The 22,220-nt window shown below is 38.6% G+C and carries 20 protein-coding genes and 1 riboswitch; of the genes, 16 read left to right on the forward strand and 4 right to left on the reverse strand.

Translation table 11 applies throughout. From position 1 onward, the window contains the following. The first annotated feature begins 25 nt into the window (after nt 1-25). The 6 genes from CEQ83_RS10735 (at nt 26) to CEQ83_RS10760 (ending at nt 7,390) form a co-directional block, all read left to right on the forward strand. Nucleotides 26-574 (forward strand): cysteine hydrolase family protein, encoded by a 549-nt coding sequence (locus CEQ83_RS10735; protein WP_028413474.1) that lies wholly within the window; start codon nt 26-28, stop codon nt 572-574. Nucleotides 575-597: 23 nt separating this feature from the next. Next, nucleotides 598-2,067 (forward strand): nicotinate phosphoribosyltransferase, encoded by a 1,470-nt coding sequence (locus tag CEQ83_RS10740; RefSeq protein ID WP_028413473.1) that lies wholly within the window; start codon nt 598-600, stop codon nt 2,065-2,067. Nucleotides 2,068-2,082: 15 nt separating this feature from the next. Then, nucleotides 2,083-2,763 (forward strand): nicotinate (nicotinamide) nucleotide adenylyltransferase, encoded by a 681-nt coding sequence (nadD, locus tag CEQ83_RS10745; protein ID WP_028413472.1) that lies wholly within the window; start codon nt 2,083-2,085, stop codon nt 2,761-2,763. A 34-nt stretch (nt 2,764-2,797) separates the two neighbouring features. After that, on the forward strand, nt 2,798-3,619 hold the full coding sequence (gene nadE, locus CEQ83_RS10750) for an ammonia-dependent NAD(+) synthetase (RefSeq protein WP_028413471.1): 822 nt from the start codon (nt 2,798-2,800) through the stop codon (nt 3,617-3,619). 181 nt (nt 3,620-3,800) lie between these two features. Next, nucleotides 3,801-4,238 (forward strand): S1 domain-containing RNA-binding protein, encoded by a 438-nt coding sequence (locus CEQ83_RS10755; RefSeq protein ID WP_013056909.1) that lies wholly within the window; start codon nt 3,801-3,803, stop codon nt 4,236-4,238. 740 nt (nt 4,239-4,978) lie between these two features. Continuing rightward, nucleotides 4,979-7,390, forward strand: a complete 2,412-nt coding sequence (locus CEQ83_RS10760) for a S8 family serine peptidase (protein WP_028413470.1) — start codon at nt 4,979-4,981, stop codon at nt 7,388-7,390. A gap of 37 nt (nt 7,391-7,427) precedes the next feature. Here the strand turns inward: CEQ83_RS10760 and CEQ83_RS10765 are convergent, their stop codons facing one another. Together CEQ83_RS10765 and CEQ83_RS10770 are read right to left on the reverse strand one after the other, a co-directional pair. Then, nucleotides 7,428-8,204 carry a 3-hydroxybutyrate dehydrogenase gene (locus tag CEQ83_RS10765; protein WP_013056911.1) on the reverse strand — a complete coding sequence of 259 codons (777 nt, stop codon included), beginning with the start codon at nt 8,202-8,204 and terminating at the stop codon, nt 7,428-7,430. An 83-nt stretch (nt 8,205-8,287) separates the two neighbouring features. Beyond that, entirely contained in the window at nt 8,288-8,569 is a 282-nt protein-coding gene (locus tag CEQ83_RS10770) for an acylphosphatase (RefSeq protein WP_028413469.1), read from the reverse strand. A gap of 140 nt (nt 8,570-8,709) precedes the next feature. Between CEQ83_RS10770 and CEQ83_RS10775 the strand changes: the two genes are divergently transcribed. The 5 genes from CEQ83_RS10775 (at nt 8,710) to CEQ83_RS10795 (ending at nt 13,451) form a co-directional block, all read left to right on the forward strand. Next, complete coding sequence (locus tag CEQ83_RS10775) at nt 8,710-9,927, forward strand: MFS transporter (protein WP_028413468.1); 1,218 nt, start codon at nt 8,710-8,712, stop codon at nt 9,925-9,927. Nucleotides 9,928-10,057: 130 nt separating this feature from the next. Beyond that, nucleotides 10,058-11,068: an LLM class flavin-dependent oxidoreductase gene (locus CEQ83_RS10780; protein ID WP_028413467.1), complete on the forward strand. Its 1,011-nt coding sequence runs from the start codon at nt 10,058-10,060 to the stop codon at nt 11,066-11,068. A 60-nt stretch (nt 11,069-11,128) separates the two neighbouring features. Beyond that, nucleotides 11,129-11,758 carry a hypothetical protein gene (locus tag CEQ83_RS10785; protein ID WP_028413466.1) on the forward strand — a complete coding sequence of 210 codons (630 nt, stop codon included), beginning with the start codon at nt 11,129-11,131 and terminating at the stop codon, nt 11,756-11,758. Between the two features lie 27 nt (nt 11,759-11,785). Next, nucleotides 11,786-12,502: a helix-turn-helix transcriptional regulator gene (locus CEQ83_RS10790; protein WP_098112564.1), complete on the forward strand. Its 717-nt coding sequence runs from the start codon at nt 11,786-11,788 to the stop codon at nt 12,500-12,502. A gap of 64 nt (nt 12,503-12,566) precedes the next feature. Then, nucleotides 12,567-13,451, forward strand: coding sequence for a DMT family transporter (locus CEQ83_RS10795; protein ID WP_098112565.1), 885 nt, complete (start codon nt 12,567-12,569; stop codon nt 13,449-13,451). Nucleotides 13,452-13,486: 35 nt separating this feature from the next. On the opposite strand, the gene CEQ83_RS10800 is transcribed toward CEQ83_RS10795, so the two are convergent. After that, nucleotides 13,487-15,106, reverse strand: a complete 1,620-nt coding sequence (locus CEQ83_RS10800) for an ABC-F family ATP-binding cassette domain-containing protein (protein WP_013083037.1) — start codon at nt 15,104-15,106, stop codon at nt 13,487-13,489. A gap of 505 nt (nt 15,107-15,611) precedes the next feature. On the opposite strand from CEQ83_RS10800, the gene CEQ83_RS10805 reads away from it, so the two are divergent. From CEQ83_RS10805 to CEQ83_RS10815, 3 genes are read left to right on the forward strand one after another with little or no spacing between them, the layout of a single operon-like run. Beyond that, nucleotides 15,612-17,189: a spore germination protein gene (locus tag CEQ83_RS10805; protein WP_098112566.1), complete on the forward strand. Its 1,578-nt coding sequence runs from the start codon at nt 15,612-15,614 to the stop codon at nt 17,187-17,189. 6 nt (nt 17,190-17,195) lie between these two features. Continuing rightward, a complete protein-coding gene (locus CEQ83_RS10810; protein ID WP_155017231.1) occupies nt 17,196-18,323 on the forward strand; it encodes a spore germination protein in 1,128 nt (375 codons plus the stop codon). Beyond that, nucleotides 18,307-19,518, forward strand: coding sequence for a Ger(x)C family spore germination protein (locus tag CEQ83_RS10815; protein ID WP_028413460.1), 1,212 nt, complete (start codon nt 18,307-18,309; stop codon nt 19,516-19,518). The genes CEQ83_RS10810 and CEQ83_RS10815 overlap by 17 nt, the downstream gene beginning before the upstream one ends. A gap of 162 nt (nt 19,519-19,680) precedes the next feature. Here the strand turns inward: CEQ83_RS10815 and CEQ83_RS10820 are convergent, their stop codons facing one another. Continuing rightward, nucleotides 19,681-20,121 carry a YtoQ family protein gene (locus CEQ83_RS10820; protein ID WP_025752263.1) on the reverse strand — a complete coding sequence of 147 codons (441 nt, stop codon included), beginning with the start codon at nt 20,119-20,121 and terminating at the stop codon, nt 19,681-19,683. Between the two features lie 170 nt (nt 20,122-20,291). Between CEQ83_RS10820 and CEQ83_RS10825 the strand changes: the two genes are divergently transcribed. Both CEQ83_RS10825 and CEQ83_RS10830 read left to right on the forward strand, forming a co-directional pair. After that, on the forward strand, nt 20,292-21,203 hold the full coding sequence (locus CEQ83_RS10825; protein ID WP_028413459.1) for an ABC transporter ATP-binding protein: 912 nt from the start codon (nt 20,292-20,294) through the stop codon (nt 21,201-21,203). Next, nucleotides 21,196-21,963: an ABC transporter permease gene (locus CEQ83_RS10830; RefSeq protein WP_028413458.1), complete on the forward strand. Its 768-nt coding sequence runs from the start codon at nt 21,196-21,198 to the stop codon at nt 21,961-21,963. The genes CEQ83_RS10825 and CEQ83_RS10830 overlap by 8 nt, the downstream gene beginning before the upstream one ends. Nucleotides 21,964-22,064: 101 nt before the next feature. Continuing rightward, a riboswitch (SAM riboswitch) is annotated at nt 22,065-22,171 on the forward strand. Nucleotides 22,172-22,220 lie beyond the last annotated feature (49 nt).

Consider the following 22,220-nt stretch of genomic DNA (forward strand, 5'->3'; position numbering starts at 1 on the left):
TTTTTATTTATGAGGGGGAAACATAATGAAAAAAGCACTGATTAACATTGATTATACCAATGATTTTGTAGCTGAAAACGGGGCTTTGACATGCGGAGAACCAGGGCGACACATTGAAACATCCATAAGCGATATCACGCGTCAATTTATTGAGCAAGGCGAGTATGTCGTCTTTGCCATTGATTTTCATAAAGAAAATGATTCCTTGCATCCAGAATCAGCGCTGTTTCCGCCTCATAATATTGAAGGTTCTGCAGGAAGGAAGCTATACGGAAAGTTAAATGATTTATATAATGTGTATCAATCAAAGGCAAATGTAGAATGGATAAATAAAACGAGATACAGCGCATTTGCTGGAACAGATCTGGAGATTAAACTGCGAGAAAGACAGATCACCGATGTCTACTTAGCAGGTGTATGTACGGATATCTGTGTACTTCATACAGCAGTAGATGCTTATAATAAAGGATTTGCTATTTATATTTATGAAAAAGCCGTAGCGAGCTTTAATCAAAAAGGCCATGAGTGGGCGCTCGAACACTTTAAATCTTGCCTCAGAGCAGAAATTATTTAAGGACATAAAAGTGGAGGAAATCAATGAATATGTTTACAGATGACAGCGTAATGCTACACACCGATTTATATCAAATTAATATGGGAGAAACGTATTGGGAAGATAACATTCATCAAAAGAAGGCTGTTTTTGAAGTTTTTTTCCGCAAACTTCCTTTTGGGAATGGGTATGCTGTTTTTGCTGGATTAGAAAGAATTATTGAATATATTAAAGCATTTAAATTTAGCGAATCTGATTTAACGTACTTGCACGAAGAATTAGGTTTTAAAGAAGATTATTTAGCTTACTTAAAAGACCTTACATTTACTGGGACAATTCGATGTATGCGTGAAGGTGAGCTTGTGTTTCATAATGAACCAATTTTACGTGTAGAAGCACCGTTAATTGAAGCTCAGCTTGTAGAAACAGCGATTTTAAATATTGTGAATTACCAAACGCTGATTGCAACAAAAGCAGCCCGAATCAAACATGTAGTAGGAGACCAAGTGGCAATGGAGTTTGGAACGCGACGCGCTCAAGAAATGGATGCTGCTATTTGGGGAACAAGAGCAGCCTATATTGGCGGATTTGGTGCTACTTCTAACGTGCGTGCAGGAAAGAAATTTGGAATTCCAGTTGCAGGAACGCATGCCCATGCAATGGTGCAAGCTTATAAAGACGAATATATTGCATTTCATAAATACGCTCGTCGCCATAAAAACTGTGTGTTTCTAGTTGATACGTACGATACGTTAAAATCAGGAGTTCCCAATGCGATTAAAGTAGCAAAAGAATTAGGAGACAAAATTAATTTTACGGCGATTCGTTTAGACAGCGGCGATTTAACTTATTTGTCTAAAAAAGCTCGTCAAATGTTGGATGAAGCAGGGTTTACAGAGACAAAAATTGTTGCTTCCAACGATTTAGATGAAGATACGATTATGCATTTAAAGTCGCAAGGTGCACAGATAGACATGTGGGGAATTGGTACGAAGCTCATTACTGCATATGATCAGCCGGCGCTTGGAGCAGTGTATAAACTCGTCTCTATTGAAGGAGAAAATGGCGAGATGATGGATACGATTAAAATTAGTGCGAATCCTGAAAAAGTCAGTACACCAGGGTTAAAGCGCGTATATCGTATTATTAATAATTTGAATGGGAAATCTGAAGGGGATTATATTACGATGGAAGACGAAGACCCTCAAAGCGAAGAGCGTTTAAAAATGTTCCATCCTGTTCATACGTTTATCAGTAAATTCGTCACAAATTTTGAGGCAAAAGAACTTCATCATGATATCTTTGTAAACGGAAAGCTTGTGTATGAAACAGAAGAACTTCAGGAAATTCAGCAGTACGTAAAAGATAATTTAGAGCTGCTTTGGGATGAATATAAGCGCACGCGCAATCCAGAAGAATATCCAGTAGATTTAAGCGAAAAGTGTTGGGAAAATAAAACGCGTCAAATTGCGTACGTAAAACAAAAAGTAGCGGAAGCCCTAAATAAAAAATAGTAGGGAGCTGGAGACATGTCAGATACGCTTGCTTATTTTCAACAGCTAAACCCTGATAAGAAAATAGATACGCTTTTAGAAAAAGGAGCGAAAATTGGGATTTATGGTTCATCTTTTGATCCGGTTACCAACGTTCATCTTTGGACGGCATCAACGGTTGCGCATCGAAAGAAGTTAGATGCTATTATCTTCTTGCCTTCATCGCACAAACGGACAGATAAAAAGCTCCAAACGTCCGATGAACACCGTGTAAATATGGTTAGCTTAGCGATTAAAGACAACCCGAAATTTTTGCTCGATACGTATGAGCTAGACGTATTGCCCGGCTATCATTACACATACTACACTATGGAGCACTTTAAAAAATTGCTCCCACACGCTGACTTATTTTTTATTATGGGAGCCGACTTACTGCAAGATATTGGTGAGGGCAAGTGGAAGAAAGCAGATGAACTTATTAGTGAAAACCAGTTTATCATCATGGCAAGAGAGGGAATAGACATGTTGAAAGCTATTAGTCATTCTCCTTTGCTTCGAAATTATGACGACGGCCGGTTTCAGCTTCTTGATAAGGGGCTTGCAATGGAAATCAGCTCTACTTATATTCGTCAAGAATTTGCCAGGGGCGGAGAACCACGATATTTAATGCCTGATCTCTGTTATTTTTATAGTAAAGAACATGGTTTGTATCAGTAAGAAATCTACATATAATGGAAGGAGAGCATGTATCATGTCAGACATGCAAGAAAAAATAAGAAAAGAGCTACATGTGAAATCTGAAATTGATCCAGCACAAGAAATTCGTGCCCGCGTTGATTTTTTGAAAAACTACCTAAAGTCAGCAAATGCAAAAGGCTTTGTATTAGGTATAAGCGGAGGGCAGGACTCTAGTTTAGCTGGACGATTAGCGCAGATTGCTGTAGACGAATTGCGAAAAGAAGAATATGAAGCAAAATTTGTAGCCGTTCGCTTGCCTCATGGCACGCAGCATGATGAAGCGGATGCGAAGGCGTCACTAGAATTTATTAAACCTAATGAAACATATACATTTAATATTAAAAACACGGTGGAAGCATTTGAAAGTTCGTTTACAGGTTCTACAGATATAGCACTGTCTGATTTTCATAAAGGAAATGTCAAAGCACGTACGCGTATGATTGTACAGTATGCAATCGGAGGAGAAAACGGCCTTTTAGTTATCGGAACCGATCATGCAGCAGAAGCAGTAACAGGCTTTTTTACAAAATACGGAGATGGCGGAGCAGACGTGCTGCCTCTAACGGGATTAACAAAACGTCAAGGAAAAGCATTGCTAAAAGAATTAGGTGCAGATAAACGATTGTACGAAAAAGTACCAACCGCTGACTTATTAGATAATAGTCCTGGTCAATCTGATGAAACGGAACTAGGAATTTCTTATGATGAACTAGACGATTATTTGGAAGGAAAAGAAGTATCACAAGAAGCCGTTGAAAAAATTGAACAGCGCTATCGTATTACTGAACATAAGCGTCAGTTACCGGCTAGCATGTTTGATGAATGGTGGAAATGAGAGAAATGCCCATATTAGGTATATCTAATATGGGCATTATTTTGACTGATTTCTTTCATAAAACAAAAAAGTGGCGGAAAAAGTGTAATTTAACAAATTGTTTTCTCATACACACTTTGTTATTCTTACGCACTTTGGTATAATGAAGTGCTTTTAATATTATTGAGGAGGAACATTTTTTATGGCAGTTGAAGTAGGTAGCAAGGTACAAGGTAAAGTAACAGGTATTACTAATTTTGGAGCATTTGTAGAATTACCTGGAGGTCAAACTGGGCTTGTACATATTAGTGAGGTAGCTGACAGCTATGTAAAAGACATTAATGACCATCTTAAAGTTGGTCAAGAAATTGAAGTGAAAGTCGTTAATGAGAAAGACGGAAAAATTGGATTATCGATTAAAAAAGCGATAGATAAACCGGAAAGACCCTCATCTTCTTATTCACAACGCCCGCCACGTCAGGCAAGAAATAATGATAATCGTTCTAAAAGCAACTTCCAACCAAAGGAAAACTTCGAACAAAAAATGGCGCGTTTCTTAAAAGATAGTGAAGATAATTTATCTACACTAAAACGCAGCACTGAATCAAAACGAGGTGGCAGAGGCGGAAGACGCGGATAAATCCCTTCCACTCTAACTACTTTATTATATAGTTGAAGCAAGCCAGTAAAAATTGGCTTGCTTCTTTTTTGTGATAGCTTAAGTACATACGCTAGAAGAGTAAAGAGAAGGTTAAGCACTTACTTAGTTGTAAAGTAGATGCCAATCGTGACAAGAGATGAAAGAAGATCAAGGATGAGTAGGATGAAATTTAAATCTATCATAATCATACCTCCCTTTTTGCGAGCGTTGACGTTAGTATCTGCACGAACTACTTTTATTATTCGTAATTTTTAAAAATTTCATTTAATTAAATGTGATATTTAATATTTAATTAAACTATGTTCTAAATAATAATTAATAAAATAAAAAACGCTTATAAGAACAATTTTCTTAAAATAATAAAAAAACCTTATAAGTAAACGAAGAGAAAGTAGGAATGAGTCCCTCATCGAAATAGCTAAATTAACAGAAAATCGTCAGTATTCTTGTATATTCATCTAATTTTTTCATAATTTTAGGAATAAAAAAGTGCTGAAAAAGCAAAGAACAGACAAAATTCTTCCTTTTTTGAGCAGTAGTGCTCAATTTGGAGAAATATATAAAATGATTCCATAGACTCAAGGATTTTATAGTAATATATAGAACTTCCATACTATTCTAGTTTTTAGCTCATTAGCTAAGTAAAAGATGCGTATGTTTTGGGGATGAAGACATACATAGTCGTACGAATTATAGAGAGAAATGGAGAGGGAAAAACGATGAAAAAAGTATCAATTCGGGCTGTATTGAGTACAGTAGCATTTTCGGTTGCTTTATCTTCTTTTGCAATGGGAGCATCGGCTAATGGAAATTCAAAGCCGGCGCTGGAACCGTCACTAGTTAAAATTCAAGGAGACTATAACTTAAAATCGGCTAAAAAAGTAAAAGTTATTGTGGAGTTAAATGAAGAGTCTGTAGCGGAAGCCAAGAAAAAAGGAGTAGCGCAAAGTAAAGGAAAGATTAAAAAAGCGCGTGACGAAGTGAAAAAAGAACTTTCAAAAGCTTCTAAAACTTCAAAAGTAAAGCGAGAATACGACCAAGTGTTTTCTGGGTTTTCAGCGGAACTTCCGGCTAATGACCTTGAAAAAGTAGCAAGTTTACCTGGAGTAAAAGCTATTTATCCAAGCGTTGAATATCATACAACAGAAGTGAAATCGAAAGAAGTGAGCGCCGAAGAATACGGTTCTGAAATGGATAAAAGCATTTACTACGTGGGAGCAGATCAAGCGTGGAAATCAGGATATACAGGTAAAAATATGACCGTAGCTGTTATCGATACAGGCGTTGATTACGACCACCCGGATTTAAAGTCGGCGTTTGAGAAATATAAAGGATGGGATTTTGTTGATGATGACAAAGACCCTCAAGAAACGCCGGCTGGAGATCCAAAAGGCGAAGCGACAACGCACGGTACGCACGTAGCGGGAACAATTGCAGCGGACGGGAAAATTAAAGGGATAGCTCCTGATGCTCATTTACTTGCGTATCGTGTACTAGGCCCAGGAGGAACAGGTTCAACAGAAGACGTAATTGCCGGTATTGAACGTGCGGTAGAAGACGGGGCGGATGTAATGAACCTGTCGCTTGGAGATACGATTAATAATCCGGACTTGGCAACGAGTATTGCATTAGATTGGGCAATGGAAGAAGGAGTAGTAGCCGTTACATCAAATGGAAACAGTGGACCAGCTAACTGGACAGTAGGCTCTCCGGGAACGTCTCGTGAAGCTATTTCAGTTGGTGCGACTCAGCTTCCTTACAATTTGTATAAAACGACATTAACCGTAGATAACGCAAGCTATGCTTCAGCTGAAGTAATGGGCTTTCCAAACGACAAGGCGTTACTGGATGCAAGCGGTAAAAATTATGAATTTGTCCCTGTCGGACTTGGAAAACCAGAAGACTTTGAAGGAAAGGATGTAAAAGGAAAAGTAGCGGTTATTTCCCGCGGTGACATTGCATTTGTAGATAAAGTTGACAATGCGAAAAAAGCCGGCGCTGTTGCAACGGTCATTTACAATAACGTAGAAGGAACAATTCCTGATATTCCAGGTACATCTCTGCCGAGTATTCGCCTATCGAAAGCCGATGGACAAGCTTTGATAGCTTCTTTAGCAAAAGGATCCGTCACCGGCTCTTTTAACGCAACATTTGATCAGACAGTCGATGAAACAATGGCTGACTTTTCGTCTCGCGGACCCGTTGTGGATACGTGGATGATTAAGCCGGACATTTCGGCACCGGGAGTCGATATTATCAGTACAGTGCCAACAGATGATCCGAGCAATCCTCATGGATATGGATCAAAACAAGGCACAAGTATGGCCGCACCGCACGTAGCAGGAGCAGCAGCGTTAATTTTACAGGCGCATCCCAATTATAAAGTAGAAGACGTAAAAGCATCTTTAATGAACACAACGGAACTGCTTCGTGACCGCAACGGGCTCATTTACCCTCATAATACGCAAGGTGCAGGAAGCATGCGCGTAGTAGATGCAATTAAAGCAAAAACGCTTATCACCCCAGGAAGTCACTCGTACGGCGTCTTTTATAAAGATAAAGGGAAACAAGTAGAAAAACAAAGCTTTAAGATTAAAAATCTATCAAATCACAGTCAAAAATACTCGGTCAAAGTGAAATTTAAGAAAAGCCATCAAGCAATTGACGTTAAATCAACAAACGATTTAGTTGTTAATGCAGGAAAAACGCAAAAAGTAAATCTCAATGTAAAAGTAGATGCGGGGAAATTATCTCCTGGCTATTACGAAGGGACCATTACGGTAAGTAACAATAAAGAAACGTACGATGTTCCAACGATCTTATTTGTAAAAGAGCCGGATTATCCTCGCGTTACTTCTGCGTATGTAGATGTACTAGGAAATGGCTCATTTGAATACGGCAGTTATTTACCAGGAGGAGCAGAGAAGCTTAGCTATTACATTTACGATGCAACGCTAGAAAAAGGGGAATTGTTAAGTTCGTATACGAATGTAGGAAAAGGATTCTCTAGCGCAACGTGGGACGGAAAAATTAATGGTGAAGCTCTTCCAGCGGGAACGTATTATTTATACGCAGAAGCAGTAAAAGCAGGTCAGACGACCGGTTCTTTAGGAGAATTTGAAATTCAATAAATAAAAAAAGAGTGCCAGTCTAACTGACACTCTTTTTTTATTGAGCCGTATATCCTCCATCGATCACAGCAGCTTGGCCGGTGACGCCTTTTGCTAAATCACTTGCTAAAAACATTGCGTAGTCTGCAATTTCATCAACTGCCAGCAAGCGTTTTTGAGGAACAAGAGGATAAATAACTTCTTCTAGTACTTTTTCAAGCGCTACATTTCGCGTACGTGCTAAATCTTTTAATTGATTTTGAACAAGCGGTGTATCAACATAACCAGGGCAAATCGCATTTACCGTAATGCCGTGCTCCGCACCTTCAAGAGCAGCCACTTTCGTTAAGCCAATCACGCCGTGCTTAGCACTGTTGTATGCCGCTTTTCCTGAGAAACCAATCAATCCGTTAATGGAAGACATGTTCAAAATGCGGCCGAATTTTTGCTTTTTCATAATAGGAAACGCATGCTTAGTCGCAACAAAAGGTGCAACAAGCATAATTTTCGTTAAAAGTTCAAATTTTTCAGTAGGAAATTCTTCGAGCGGGGAAACAAATTGCATGCCAGCATTGTTAATTAATACATCAAGGCGGCCATATGTTTCAACCGTTTGAGCAATCATTTGTTCAATGTCACTTTCATTTGTCACATCTGCTTTAATGCCTAATGCTTCGTAGCCTTTTGTCTTCAATTTGTCTGCTGCTTTCTTAACTCCGTCTTCATTCAAGTCAGTTAAGACAACAGTCGCTCCGTCTTCAGCAAAGCGCTCACCAATTTGATAACCAATACCTTGAGCTGCACCTGTAATTAACACAATTTTGTTTTCAACCATCGTTTTTTCCCCCTTATATGTAGATGATATAAAATCGCTTACTTTTCCATTTTATCAAAAATTATCTTAATTTAGCGAGTATTTTAACTGTACTTTACGCGAAAAGAATGGGTGTGGGAAGGGGTGTTTACTACCTTTACTTCCACATTGCTGACAGAAGCGAACGGCGAGGGACCTTTTTTAATTTCTTCAATAAATTTTTGGATATTACTTTCTTCACCTTCAGCATCAATTTCTACTTTTTGATCTTCTCGATTTCGTACCCATCCGTTAATGGAGCATTCCATTGCTTTTAGCTGCGTGTAGTGACGGAACCCAACCCCTTGAACGCGTCCGTCTACAATCATATGCACATGTTTTTTCACTGTTCTCACCTCACAGGCAATTTTCCCTTTTTTATAAAAAAGAAAACAACTATAATTTTACTTTTCACTGTATAATAGAAAAAGACATTGTAAGACTTTAACAGTTTTAATGTAGATTAAATAAGAAAGAAGGGTTATGAATGCAAGCAGCAGCACGAACGCAGCAAGCGCAGCCGGCGACGATTTACCGTATTTTATTTGCTATTAGTTTAGGACATTTTCTAAATGATTGTATGCAGTCTGTTATACCGGCACTTTTTCCAGTCCTTGAAAAATCGATGAATTTAAACTACACGCAAATCGGCTGGATTGCCTTTGCTTTAAACATGACGTCATCGATTATGCAGCCGGTATTCGGCGTATTTGCCGATAAGCGTCCCTCGCCGTTTTTATTGCCAATTGCAATGTGTTTAAGCATGATTGGTATGGTTGGACTCGCTTTAGCGCCAAATTTTTATTTTGTGATTATATCTGTTTTATTTGTAGGATTCGGATCCGCTATTTTTCACCCGGAAGGTTCTCGCGTAGCGTATATGGCAGCAGGAGGAAAGCGGGGGCTGGCACAGTCTATTTATCAAGTTGGCGGGAATACTGGACAGTCGATGGCTCCGCTGTTTACGGCATTTATCTTTATCGGACTTGGTCAGTTTGGAACAATTTGGTTTACGTTAATTGCAGGTATTGGCGTAGTGGTTTTATACAGCGTGTCTAAATGGTATAAATCAGAGTTAGCTACTCGTCAACGCTTGAAGAAAAAGCAGTCAGATGCTTCATTTACGATGAACAAGCAAATTATTTTTGCGATTGGACTTTTAATTTTTCTCGTTTTTGCACGTTCATGGTACGGAGCAGGCATCCTTAATTTCTTTCAGTTTTATATTATTGAAAAATTTAATTTGCCTATCAAAAGCGCTCAGCTTTACGTTTTTTTATTTATGATTGCAGGGGTGTTTGGAACATTCTTTGGAGGTCCGCTTGCCGATCGTTTCGGAAAACGAAATATTTTATTGTTTTCTATGTTAGGGTCAGTACCGTTTACTTTATTACTCCCTCACGTTTCTCTCGGAGTCGCAGCGCCTCTTTTAATACTAATCGGCTTTATTCTCCAGTCAAGTTTCAGCGTCACGGTCGTCTATGCTCAAGAGCTGATGCCGGGGAAAATTGGCTTGGTTTCCGGCTTAATTGTAGGGCTTGCTTTTGGGATGGGAGCTTTAGGAGCTGTTGTATTCGGTAAATTAGCCGATGTCTTCAGCCTTCAGTTTATTATGCTGTTTTGCAGCTATTTACCAATCCTAGGGCTGTTAACATGGCTGTTGCCGAGCGATAAGCGTGTGAAAGAAATACACGAAGCAAAATAAGAAAAAGAAAAAGCAAACGCGCCTTAGCATTTGCTTTTTTTATGAGCGTGAAGCAAATTTCAAGACGAATTCATATTTTTCTCCTACAATAGATACAATAGAAATTGAAAATCGAAAGGAAGAATCAGCTATGATTAAGCTAAGCGTATTGGATCAGTCTCCAGTTTCAAGCGGATCAACACCAAAGGAAGCGTTAAAACGTACGGTGGAACTGGCAAAATTAACGGAAAAGTTGGGCTACCACCGCTTTTGGGTAGCGGAACATCATAATACGAACGGTCTTGCAGGCTCATCTCCAACTCTTTTAATGACGCACTTAGCTTCTCAAACGAGCCGAATCCGAATTGGATCTGGAGGAGTCCTTCTTCCTCAATACAGTCCGTATAAAGTAGCAGAAGATGCTCAGCTGCTTGAAAATCTGTTTCCGAACCGAATCGATTTAGGTCTTGGACGCTCACCGGGAGGAGATGCGCTGACGCGGCTAGCGCTTACAGATGGAGTACGTAAAAGCCTCAATGAATTTCCGCGTCAAATTCAGGCGTTAAAAGGGCATCTTGAGCATAATTTGCCGTCTGATCATCCGTATTACGGTGTGACAGCTTATCCGTTAAGTGAAACAAAGCCGGAACTGTGGCATCTTGGTATCAATAAAAGAGGAGCAAGATCAGCTGCTGAGCTGGGCATTTCTTTTACGTTTGGACACTTTATTTATTCAGTTGGTGGACAAGAAGCCATTCGTCATTATAAACAAGAATTTATCCCTTCTTCGTATCAATCAAAGCCTAAAACCAACGTATGTGTATTTGTTGTATGTGCAGAAACAACAGAAGAAGCCGAGGAGCACGCCAAAACGCTAGATGATTGGCTGTTGAAAGTAGCCAAAGGCGGAGACACAACGGTTTCATCGATAGAAGAAGTGCGCAATCGTTCTTATTCAGAAGAAGAGCTTAAAAAAATAAGCACCAATCGTCCTCGTATGATCGTAGGAAATCCAGCTGAAGTAAAACAAGGATTAACGCAGCTGCAGCAAAAATACGATAACGACGAATTTTTAATTATTACAAATATCCATGATTATGAAGCAAAAAAGAAGTCTTATCAACTGCTTGCAGAGCTATTTCCTCAACCCTCATTTTTCTAAGAAAAAGATGGGGTTTTTTTACGTAATTAAATGTTAGAATATTTAAAAAGGAGGAGTGACATGCAAGTAGAGCAAAAAAGTGTAAGCAGCCAAACTAATAAGATTACCTATACATATATTAAAACAGGAGGGCCTCGCATTTGCTTTATGTTTTCAGGGCTAGGCTATACGTACGAAAAGCCCCTGTTGTATTATGTAACGATGCTGATGATAAAACACGGAATTGACGTGGTTCAGATTCACTATACATATTCAAAAGAGCTGATGACAAAGTCTACAGATGAGATTGCAGACGTTATGATGAAAGACATTTGTTTAGTGCTGCAGGACGTTTTGCCTCAAAATAGCTATAAAGATATCATATTTGCAGGGAAATCGCTTGGGACCATTCCTCTAATTCAGCGAGTTATGAAAGATGAAGTTTACAAAGACGCAGTGATGCTTTTACTGACGCCGCTTTTAACAAGAACAGAACTGTTTGAAAGTTTACTAAAAAGCTCTCACAAAGGTCTTCTTGTAATAGGAAGTGGTGATCACTATTATACTGAAGAAGTTTATCGATTAAAAACAAATCCAATGAATATTGCAGTCATCGAAAATGCCGATCATTCATTGGATGTTTTGTATGCTCCAGCAGAATCGTTAAGGGTGCTGGGAACCGTTTTGGACGGCATAGAACAGCTTCTGTGAGACAGGAAATAAGGAAAGGAGAACAAAATGGATACGCTACGTGAAATTATTTGCGAAAAAAGAGCCTACAGCTATTCACCTCATACTCATGATCATAACTACAGTCAGCTTTTGTTTCCGCTAGCAGGTGCTCTTGATATTCAAGCAAGCGAGCAGCACTTAACGCTGCAAGAAGGATGCTTTTACATTCCGCCTCGTCAACTGCATACGTATCAAGCTAAAAATACAAATGAATGTTTGGTTGTTGATATTCCTTTGAAATTTACAGAAAGTGCGCATCTTTCTCAAGAAGCAGCTTTTATTCAATGGGATTCAACGTGGAAAGCACTTCGCTACCTGTTACTTGAGGGGCTTCAAAAAAGCACTGACAGGGGGGCGCTTGAAGATTTAGTCCGTTACGTTCAGCATTATTTGCCAAAGAAACAAACGTTTAAATCCATTGATTACCTTCATGCTAACTTCAATCAAGAGTTAAATATAGAAAGTCTTGCTAAGCTGGAAAATTATCATCCTGCCTATTTTTCCACTTGGTTTAAACAAAAAACGGGTTATTCGCCTCAAAGCTATGTAGCGCATATACGTTTAAATAAAGCAAAAGAACTGCTAAAAGAGAGCAGCTACTCGGTAACGTATATTGCGCATGAAGTGGGCTATCACAGCTTGTCTTCATTTACGAAATGGTTTGCAAAACAAGAAGGAGTCTCACCCACGCAATATCGAAGTATCTTAAAAACAGACAAATAAGATCATAAAAGCGGAAAAACTTTTTTCTTTCTTTTAGCTATGATAAAAGAAAGGAGATGAAACGATGAATACTTCATTATCAAAAATACTTATTTTATGTGCCGCAGTTTTGTGGGGAACAACAGGAACCGCCCAAGCTTTAGCATCTGCTGAAGCGCATTCCGTGGCTATTGGAGCCGTACGTTTAGCGGTAGGGGGACTATCGCTTCTTACAGCTTGTCTTATACAAAGAAAGAATGTGGACGTAAGACGTCTTCCTATTTTGCCTCTTGCGGTTGCTGCAGCAAGTATGGCCGCTTATCAGCCTTTATTTTTTTCAGCTGTCATTGAAACGGGTGTTGCAGTAGGAACAATGGTGGCAATCGGCAGTGCGCCTGTTTTATCAGGAGTATTAGATTACATAGTGTACCGCAAGAAACCTACAAAAAAATGGTTGCTTGCTACGGTTACTGGTATTATAGGGTGCAGCTGCTTGTTGTTAAAAAAAGATACTCAAATCGACGTGATAGGTTTGGGTATGGCTATAGGAGCAGGGACGTCTTTTGCTTGCTATACGACTGTTAATAAAAAAATTGTTCAGCATGTTGATCCGCAAGTAGGAGCTTCGCTTGTGTTTACAGCCGCCGCTGTTTTACTGATTCCATGCTGGTTTATGTATGATATGAGCTGGCTAGCCTCTTTAAATGGAATAGGCATCGCTCTTCACTTAGGAATACTTACGACGGCGCTTGCTTATGTATTATTTTCTACAGCGCTTAAGTCGGTGCAAGCGTCTACCGCCGTGACGTTATCGCTAGCAGAGCCTGTTACCGCTTTTTTACTTGGCGTCTTTTTTTTAGGAGAATCTCTAACTTTGGTAAACATATGCGGAGCAGCACTAGTATTTGCTAGCTTAGCGTTTTTAACGTATTCTCCGAAGTCATCGCTAAATCAAGAGGTGCGTATATAGAAAATCCCCTTTCTCTATAGAAAGGGGATTTTTTATTAAGCGTACATGCTAGCTACTTGTTTTTGCAGGTTGCTGTCTTCTAAATACTCATCGTACGTCATTTGCTTGTCAATTACTCCGTTTGGCGTAATTTCAATTACACGATTTGCAATCGTTTCAACGAACTGATGGTCATGAGATGTGAAAATCATTGAACCTTTGTAGCTGATAAGTCCATTATTTAGTGCTGTGATTGATTCTAAGTCAAGGTGATTCGTAGGATCGTCTAGTAAAAGAACGTTTGAACCGCTTAGCATCATTTTAGAAAGCATACAGCGAACTTTTTCTCCTCCGGAAAGAACGTTGGCTTTTTTCAACACTTCTTCACCAGAGAATAGCATTCTGCCTAAGAAACCGCGTAAGAAGCTTTCGCTTTGGTCATTAGGTGAATATTGACGCAGCCAGTCTACTAAGTTTAAGTCTCCGTTTTCAAAGTACTCGGAGTTATCTTTAGGGAAGAAGGCTTGAGACGTTGTGACACCCCACTTGTACGTACCGCTGTCCGCTTCCATTTCACCCATTAAAATCTTCATTAATGTTGAATTTGCAAGTTCGTTTCGGCCTACAAGAGCAATTTTATCATCTTTATTCATAATAAAGCTTACGTTATCAAGTACTTTTACGCCGTCAATTGTTTTTGTTAGACCTTCAACGCGAAGTACGTCATTTCCAATCTCACGTTCCGGCGTGAAGTTCACGTACGGATAGCGACGAGAAGAAGGACGGATGTCATCTAATGAAATTTTATCAAGCAATTTTTTACGAGACGTTGCTTGTTTTGATTTCGATGCATTTGCGCTAAAGCGAGCGATAAAGGCTTGAAGCTCTTTAATTTTTTCTTCTTTTTTCTTATTCGCATCTGACGCCATTTTTTGTGCTAATTGACTTGATTCATACCAGAAATCATAGTTACCAACGTAGACTTGGATTTTACTGAAGTCAAGGTCAGCAATGTGCGTACATACTTTGTTTAAGAAGTGACGGTCATGTGATACAACAATGACTGTGTTTTCAAAGTTAATTAAGAACTCTTCTAACCATTGAATTGCTTGGATATCCAAGTTATTCGTAGGCTCATCTAGAAGTAATACATCAGGTTTTCCGAATAAAGCTTGTGCAAGAAGCACTTTTACTTTTTCACTACCCGTTAGTTCAGCCATTTTTTTGGCGTGAAGATCTTCAGAAATACCTAATCCTTTTAAAAGAATAGCCGCTTCTGATTCTGCTTCCCAACCGTTTAATTCAGCAAATTCACCTTCAAGCTCAGCTGCTTTCATTCCGTCTTCATCTGTGAAGTCTGCTTTCATATAAATAGCATCTTTTTCTTGCATTACTTCATAAAGGCGAGCGTGCCCCATAATAACGGTTTTCATAACTTCTTGATCTTCATATTCGAAGTGGTTCTGTTTTAAGACAGCAAGGCGTTCGCCAGGGCCCATATGTACATCACCAGTCTGAGATTCAATTTCACCAGATAAAATTTTTAAAAACGTTGATTTTCCAGCACCGTTTGCGCCGATTAATCCATAGCAGTTACCAGGCGTGAATTTAATATTCACATCTTCAAATAACTTTCGGTCGCCAAATCGTAAACTTACATTACTAACTGTAATCATGTATGAGCAGTCCTCCAAATTCAATATCTATAAAATTATACCATTCTTTTGAGATAAGAGCGATATGAATACAATATTTCAAACATAAAGTGTAACCGACACTTTAAGCACTCGTCAACCATTTAAGGGATTTTTTGAGCGGTAACGCTTGATTATTCTAGCATTCACCAAAACTTTGAGCAGCAAACTAGTATATCTAAGCCTTCAGTAAGCAGCTCTTTTTCATTTTTAAGATGGATGTTGTATTCCTTTGTATAAGAAACAAAAAGAAGAATAATACTACCTGGTAAATAAAAGAATTTCTATGAAGTAAACACTGATATTTTACGGATGCTTATTTCTAAAGTTGGTTTGATATAGACATAAATAGGGTGATGATTATGTGGAAATTAGTTGTTTCCTATCTTCCAGAAGGGCCAGTTTTTATACAAGCAGTTCTGGTTTTTTTCATCCCGTATATAATCTACAAATTATTAAGCGGGATTCGTAATTCAGAGGAAGAGTGATGAAAGTGAAAAAATGGAGATCAACAATAAAAAAAATAGGAAACCATGCGAATGAAAAGGAAAACAAAAAGGAATTTACATCTCAAAATTCATCTAATCATGTTACGGATCATTTAGCTTTAACTCTAAAAGCAGTTAAAAATGAAATTGGTCATAACTCCGACGTTCATTTTCGGGAGTTTATTATAGGACGTACAGGCATTCAGGCAGCTATTATTTTTGTAGAGGGGCTATCAGATAAAGATCTTATTGAAAAACATATTTTGTCATCATTGATGGCTGATTTTTCAAAAGAATACCAACAGGATCAGCTTTACGTAAAGGAAAGCCTTTCAAAACAGTTTATTAAAAGCCAAGTATTATCAATCAGTGATGTAGAAGAGGTTCATTTCATTAAAGAAGTAACATCAAAAGTCTTAACAGGATCTACGGCTCTTTTAATTGACGGAATATCACCTGCTTTAATTCTTGGTACAAGCAAAGTGAAAACAAGGACGATTGAAGAGCCCGTATCAGAAGCATTAGTGAGAGGGCCGAGAGTAGGCTTCACTGAATCTTTAAGTGATAATACTTCTTTATTAAGAGGAAGCGGAGACATTGAAAATTTGTCGCTGGTGAAATTTCAAGTAGGAAAGCGTTCCAAAAAAGACTTAGTTGTTGCTTACATAAAGGAAATTGTTGATCCAGAACTAGTTGAAAAAGTAGAAAAACGAATTAAAAAAATTGATCTTGATAATGTACCGGAGTCAGGATATGTGGAACAACTCATTGAAGATAATTACCTTAGCCTATTTCCTCAGGTGCAGAATACGGAGCGTCCTGATCGTGTAATTGCTGCTTTGATGGAAGGGAGAGTAGCCATCTTATTAGACGGGACGCCTTTTGCTTTGATTGCCCCCGTTACGTTTAGCATGATGCTACAGTCGCCGGAAGATTATTATGAAAGGTGGATTCCCGGTACATTTATTCGTTTTCTTCGTTATATTGCAGTAGTTCTTTCCCTTTTTACACCGGCTTTGTATATTGCTTTTATTTCGTTCCACCCAGGGATGATTCCGACTAAATTGGCTATTTCCATTATAGGAACAAAGTCTGGAGTGCCGTTTCCAGCCCTTATAGAAGCCTTATTCATGGAAATAGCTATCGAAATCTTGAGAGAAGCTGGACTCAGGTTACCAAAACCAATTGGTCCAGCAATGGGAATTGTCGGTGGATTAATTATTGGAGAAGCTGCTGTGCAGGCAGGGATTGTTAGCCCTATTTTAGTGATTATTGTGGCGTTAACTGCCATTTCATCGTTTGCTATTCCGCAATATAGCGTCGGGATTTCATTGCGTATTCTTCGCTTCATAGCTATGCTATGCGCTGCCATACTTGGATTATACGGCGTCGTTTTATTTTTCCTTTTTATGACCAGTCATTTGGTGAAACTAAAAAGTTTTGGCGTATCTTACATGAGTCCAGCGGTACCCTATCGTTTAAGTGAATGGAAAGACTTGATGGTCCGTATGCCTCTTATGATGATGAAAAGACGTCCAAAGATGATGCACACCAAAGATTCTCTACGAAAAGGATAGCAGCTTATGATAAAAGGAAGTGAATCAGAGGTAATGATAAATTCAAAAGATCGTATTACGACGCCACAAACAGCTATTATTGTCATCAATTTTATACTTGGAACTGGTATTCTGACGTTGCCTCGAACAGCTGCGGAACAAGTGAAAACACCAGATGTGTGGTTAACTGTTATTCTAGGAGGAATAGTCACCATGATAGCAGCGATAATCATGGTGAAGTTAAGCGGGAAATTCCCTGGAAAGACGTTTTATCAATACAGTAAAGAAATTACAGGGAAATGGTTGAGTAAGTTAATTAGCTTACTTATGATAGGTTATTTTTTACTGCTTGGTGGTTTTCACGCTCGTTCATTGGCAGAAGTAACCGGATATCTCTTGCTGGAAGGAACGCCGACGTGGGCTATTATTATGCCATTCATGTGGATAAGCCTCTATTTAATTAGAGGGGGCATTAATCCGATCGCTCGACTGTTTGAAATTATATTCCCTATTACCGTTATTCTTTTTTTACTGGTAGCTTTTATGAGTATGAAAATATTTGAAATAGATAATCTGCGCCCCGTACTTGGATCAGGAGTCCTTCCTGTACTAAAAGGGGTAAAAACAACTGCTCTTGCATTCACCGGTCCTGAAATCATGTTAATCATTTTAGCTTTTATGAAAGAACCGCACAAAGCAGGAAAAGCTGTGCTAGTTGGAATTACTATTCCTATATTTATTTATGTGATTACTGTTGTAATGGTGATTGGAGCGTTATCGATTGATGGAGTAGTAGTAAGAACATGGCCAACGCTTGATTTAATAAGGAGTTTTGAGCTGACAGGCTTGATTTTTGAACGATTTGATTCCTTGCTGCTAGTTGTATGGATCATGCAGATGTTTGCTTCTTTTACTATTAACCATTACGCCGCTTCATTAGGACTGTCTCAGCTTTTCCAAAAAAACATTCATCCATTTATGTATGGTTTGCTTCCGGTCATATATCTTATTTCCATGATTCCTAAAAATATTAATGATGTATTTAAATTGGGAGATATGATTGGCAATATCGCCTTAGTTTTATTTGGCTTTTTGCCGCTGCTTCTTCTCATTATTTCAAAAGTAAAGGGAGTAAAATATGAAACAAACCTTTAACCATTTCCAGTACCTATTGGTTTTGTTTTCTGTTTTTTTGCTCTTTCCTCTGGCAGGCTGCTGGAGCAGTCATGAAATTGAAGAGCAAAGTTTTGGAGTGGGTGTGGCCTATGATAAAGGTAAGGAGTCCATAGCTGAAAAAGAATTTGATGAACAAGGAGAAGGGTATACTAAAAAGAACTTGATTACGTCAACTTATCAACTTATCACTCCTCAAGTCGCAAGTTCAACCACTAAACAAGGAGGACCGCAGCAGAAATCTTACGTAAATATTTCGGAAACAGGAGATTCTCCTTTTCAAATGCTTCGTGAATTATCTTTAAGAAGTGACACTCCTTTAACTAGTCCTCATATGAAAGTAATGGTTATCAGTGAGGCCCTTGCACGAGCGTATAGTTTAGAGCAATTAGTGGACCAAACTCTTCGGGACAATGATTTTAGACCTAGTTGCCTTGTGTTTATTAGTAAAGGAAGAGCTAGCGACACGTTAGAATCAAAAACAGCAGGAGAGATCCCAGCTTTTCACCTGTATGGAATGATAGACAATACGTATCGAACAACGCGGGTTTTACCGCCCATGCCGCTTATTAAATTAGCAAGCAAGATTCAAACTGGATCTAGTTTTCTGTTGCAAAATGTATTATCAGCAAATGGAGAAATCAAATTTGCGGGTGCTGGTATAATTAAAGGGGAAACAAGCAAAATGATTGGTTTTTTGAATGAAGAAGAACTAGATGGTTTGGCTTGGATTACAGGGAAAGGGAAAGGCGGGCTAGTAAAAAGCTTTGATAAAAAGACCGGTCAGCTGATTGTATATGAAATAGAGTCTATGAAAAGTCACATTCAACCCCATGTTAAAGGAGATAATATCTCTTTTGATGTACACATTGAATCAGTGGGAAGGCTATCTGAAAGTTGGATGACCTCAGGGAGCTCTTTTAATAATCAATTTTTACAGAATGCGCAAAAAACTTCAGAAAAAAAAGTAAAGTACCTGGTAAGAAACGTACTAGAAAAAATGCAAACAAAATATAAAGTTGATGTTGCAGGTTTCGGAAATCAATTGAGAATTAAGCAGCCTAGAACATGGATGAGGGTCAAAGGAAATTGGGATCAAACATTTAGTGAAGTGCCAATTAACTATGATGTGAAGTTAACGATTAAAGATTATGGAGCATCCGGATCAAAAAAGTAAGCACCTGACTGTAACTTTGCTTATCGTTATGTCAAAAATGAAAAAAACCTAAAAAAATAATAATCTCGGAACTTCCCACGAAATACTCATCGTATGCTTCGTACAGAGCCTTCAACAAACAACAAATAAGAGCTGCCGGTTTTCGACAGCTCTTATTTGTTGTTATTCAAAAATATAAGCTAGTGCTTGAAGAGCCTGTTCTGGCGTTTCGACTACAACTTGGGCTTTGTTTGACAGTTCTTTAAGCGGGTGGTGCAGTTTTTCAGGGCGAACCAAAATTAGCGGTTTATCTAATGCGATGGCTGTCGCCGCATCCATTGCGCTGTTCCACTGTTTGTATTTTTCACCAAATAAAGCAATGACCACATCAGATTTTTTAAGGAGCACCTGCGTGCGTAAATTATTAATTTGAGAAGCAGCTTCATCTTTTAAGACAGCGTTAGGCTGTTTTCCTAAAATTTCTTCTCCAATGTTGTCGGAGCGGTCATGGTCTGTCATGGGACCGACAAAGGTAAGGGGAAGGTTTAATTGTTCCGCTTGGTTTTTAATTTCGTCTCGCCAGTTATCGTGAATTTGCCCGGCAAGGTATACGGTTAAGTTCATTATGTAGAAGTCCTCCTCTAACTAAGATTTGTTTTATTTTATCAAATGTAAGCGGATAATACGAATGATTTGAATGGGCTACTTTTCCAAAAATAAGGTTATAGTAGACAAATAGTTAAAAAAGAGAAACAATAGAAGGCGTATTGCTAATTAAAGAAAGGATGTACATGATGACAGAAACAGTGCTACAAGTAGATCATGTCAGTAAAGTAATTGGGAAGAAAACCATTTTGCATGATGTATCCTTATCGGTTGAGCGCGGTGAGATTTTCGGATTGCTTGGTCCGAACGGATCTGGAAAAACAACGCTCATTCGTACCGTCGTAGGACTCATTAAAGAAACAAAGGGAACAATTACCGTCAATGGGTTTCCTTTAAAAGAACAGTTTACATCAGCTATGAAATCAATTGGAGCGATTATTGAAAATCCTGAGTTTTATGATTATCTGACGGGCTATCAAAATTTAAAACACTTTGCGAATATGCATGAAGGGATCACAGCAGAACGCTTGGATGAAGTGATTGCGCTAGTAAAGCTTGAAAACAGCATTCATGCAAAAGTGAAGACGTATTCCCTTGGGATGAGACAGCGTTTAGGAGTAGCTCAAGCTATTTTACATAGGCCTGCATTGCTTTTACTAGACGAACCAACAAATGGTCTAGACCCAGCGGGAATGAGAGAATTTCGTACATATTTACAAACCCTCTGCAGGGAAGAAGGTATTTCAATTTTAATCGCGAGCCACTTATTAAAAGAAGTGGAAGCATTATGTGACCGCGTTGGTATTATTCAAAACGGCGAGTTAAAAGCTGTTCAAGATCTATCTCCAAATCGTCAAGATCAAGGGATGTATGTAGAATTTGAAGTATCTGACGTGCAACAAGCAGCGGATCTTTTATCTCAAGAATTCCAAGTAACAATAAAATCCGATAGTATTGATGTAGTGATTATGAAAGAACAAATTCCAGCTGTGAATAGAAAATTAGTGGACAGCGATATTTTAGTCTACCGAATCACTCCTGTTTATGAGACGCTTGAAGATTCGTTTATGTCCGTTACGGAGGGAGAGCACCATGCTTAAGTTAATTCAAAATGAACATATGAAATGGTTTTACAAAAGAAGTACAAAAGTCACGTTTATTACAATCGGCATCTTAACTCTTTGTATGGCTCTTTTAATGAAGAAAGTAGCAAACAGCGCAGGAACGGAAGACAACATATTGAATTTCCTGTCATTTAGTGCAGGCATGCTGATCCTCGTTCAATTTTTCGCGCTTGCTGTTGGAGGATCAATGGTTGCAAAAGAGTTTGAAGCGGGTACCATTAAGCTTCTTTTAATTCGCCCTGCTAGACGTTCAACGATTTTAACGTCCAAGTACATAACGCTCATTTTAATTAGCTTGTATTATTTGCTGAGCTATTTGCTTTTTTCGTTTGTATGGGGAGCATTGTTCTTTGGATTTGCCAGTCTAGAAGGAGATGCGCAGCTGCTTAAAAACATTACGCTTACGTATGACAGCGCGTATATGGAAACGTTTATGATGATGACGTTTGCTTTTATGCTGTCGTCTTTATTTAGAAACAGCGCGCTTGCTTCAAGTCTAGCTATTGTCGTAAGTATTGGGGCGAAAGCAGTAACTGGGATAGTATCACAGTTTGGTCTATGGTGGGGGAAATTTTTACTGTTCGCCAACACAAACTTTGTGCAGTATATGGACGGAATGAAGACGATGTTTGACGGAATGACAATTCCATTTTCAATCTTTATCTTAGTTGCACACTTTGTCTTCTTTATGGGGGTAGCATGGGTGGCGTTTTTAAAACGTGACGTAGCTAATTGATGTGAGAATTTTCACACTATATATTTTTCTAAAATAGCATTTGACAATTAAATAAAAAGAGATTACAGTAGTGAAAGACTATTTTTAAAACAACTACAAACTTCTTATCAAGAGAGACGGAGGGACTGGCCCTACGATGTCTCGGCAACTGGCTGTACGCAGTGCGGTGCCAAATCCAGCAGACGATGTTTCGTTTGGAAGATGAGAAGGGTAATCTTATGATACAAATAAGAGACCTCTTCTTATCAATAAGAAGA

This window comes from Priestia megaterium, from assembly GCF_009497655.1.
Lineage (GTDB): Bacteria > Bacillota > Bacilli > Bacillales > Bacillaceae_H > Priestia > Priestia zanthoxyli.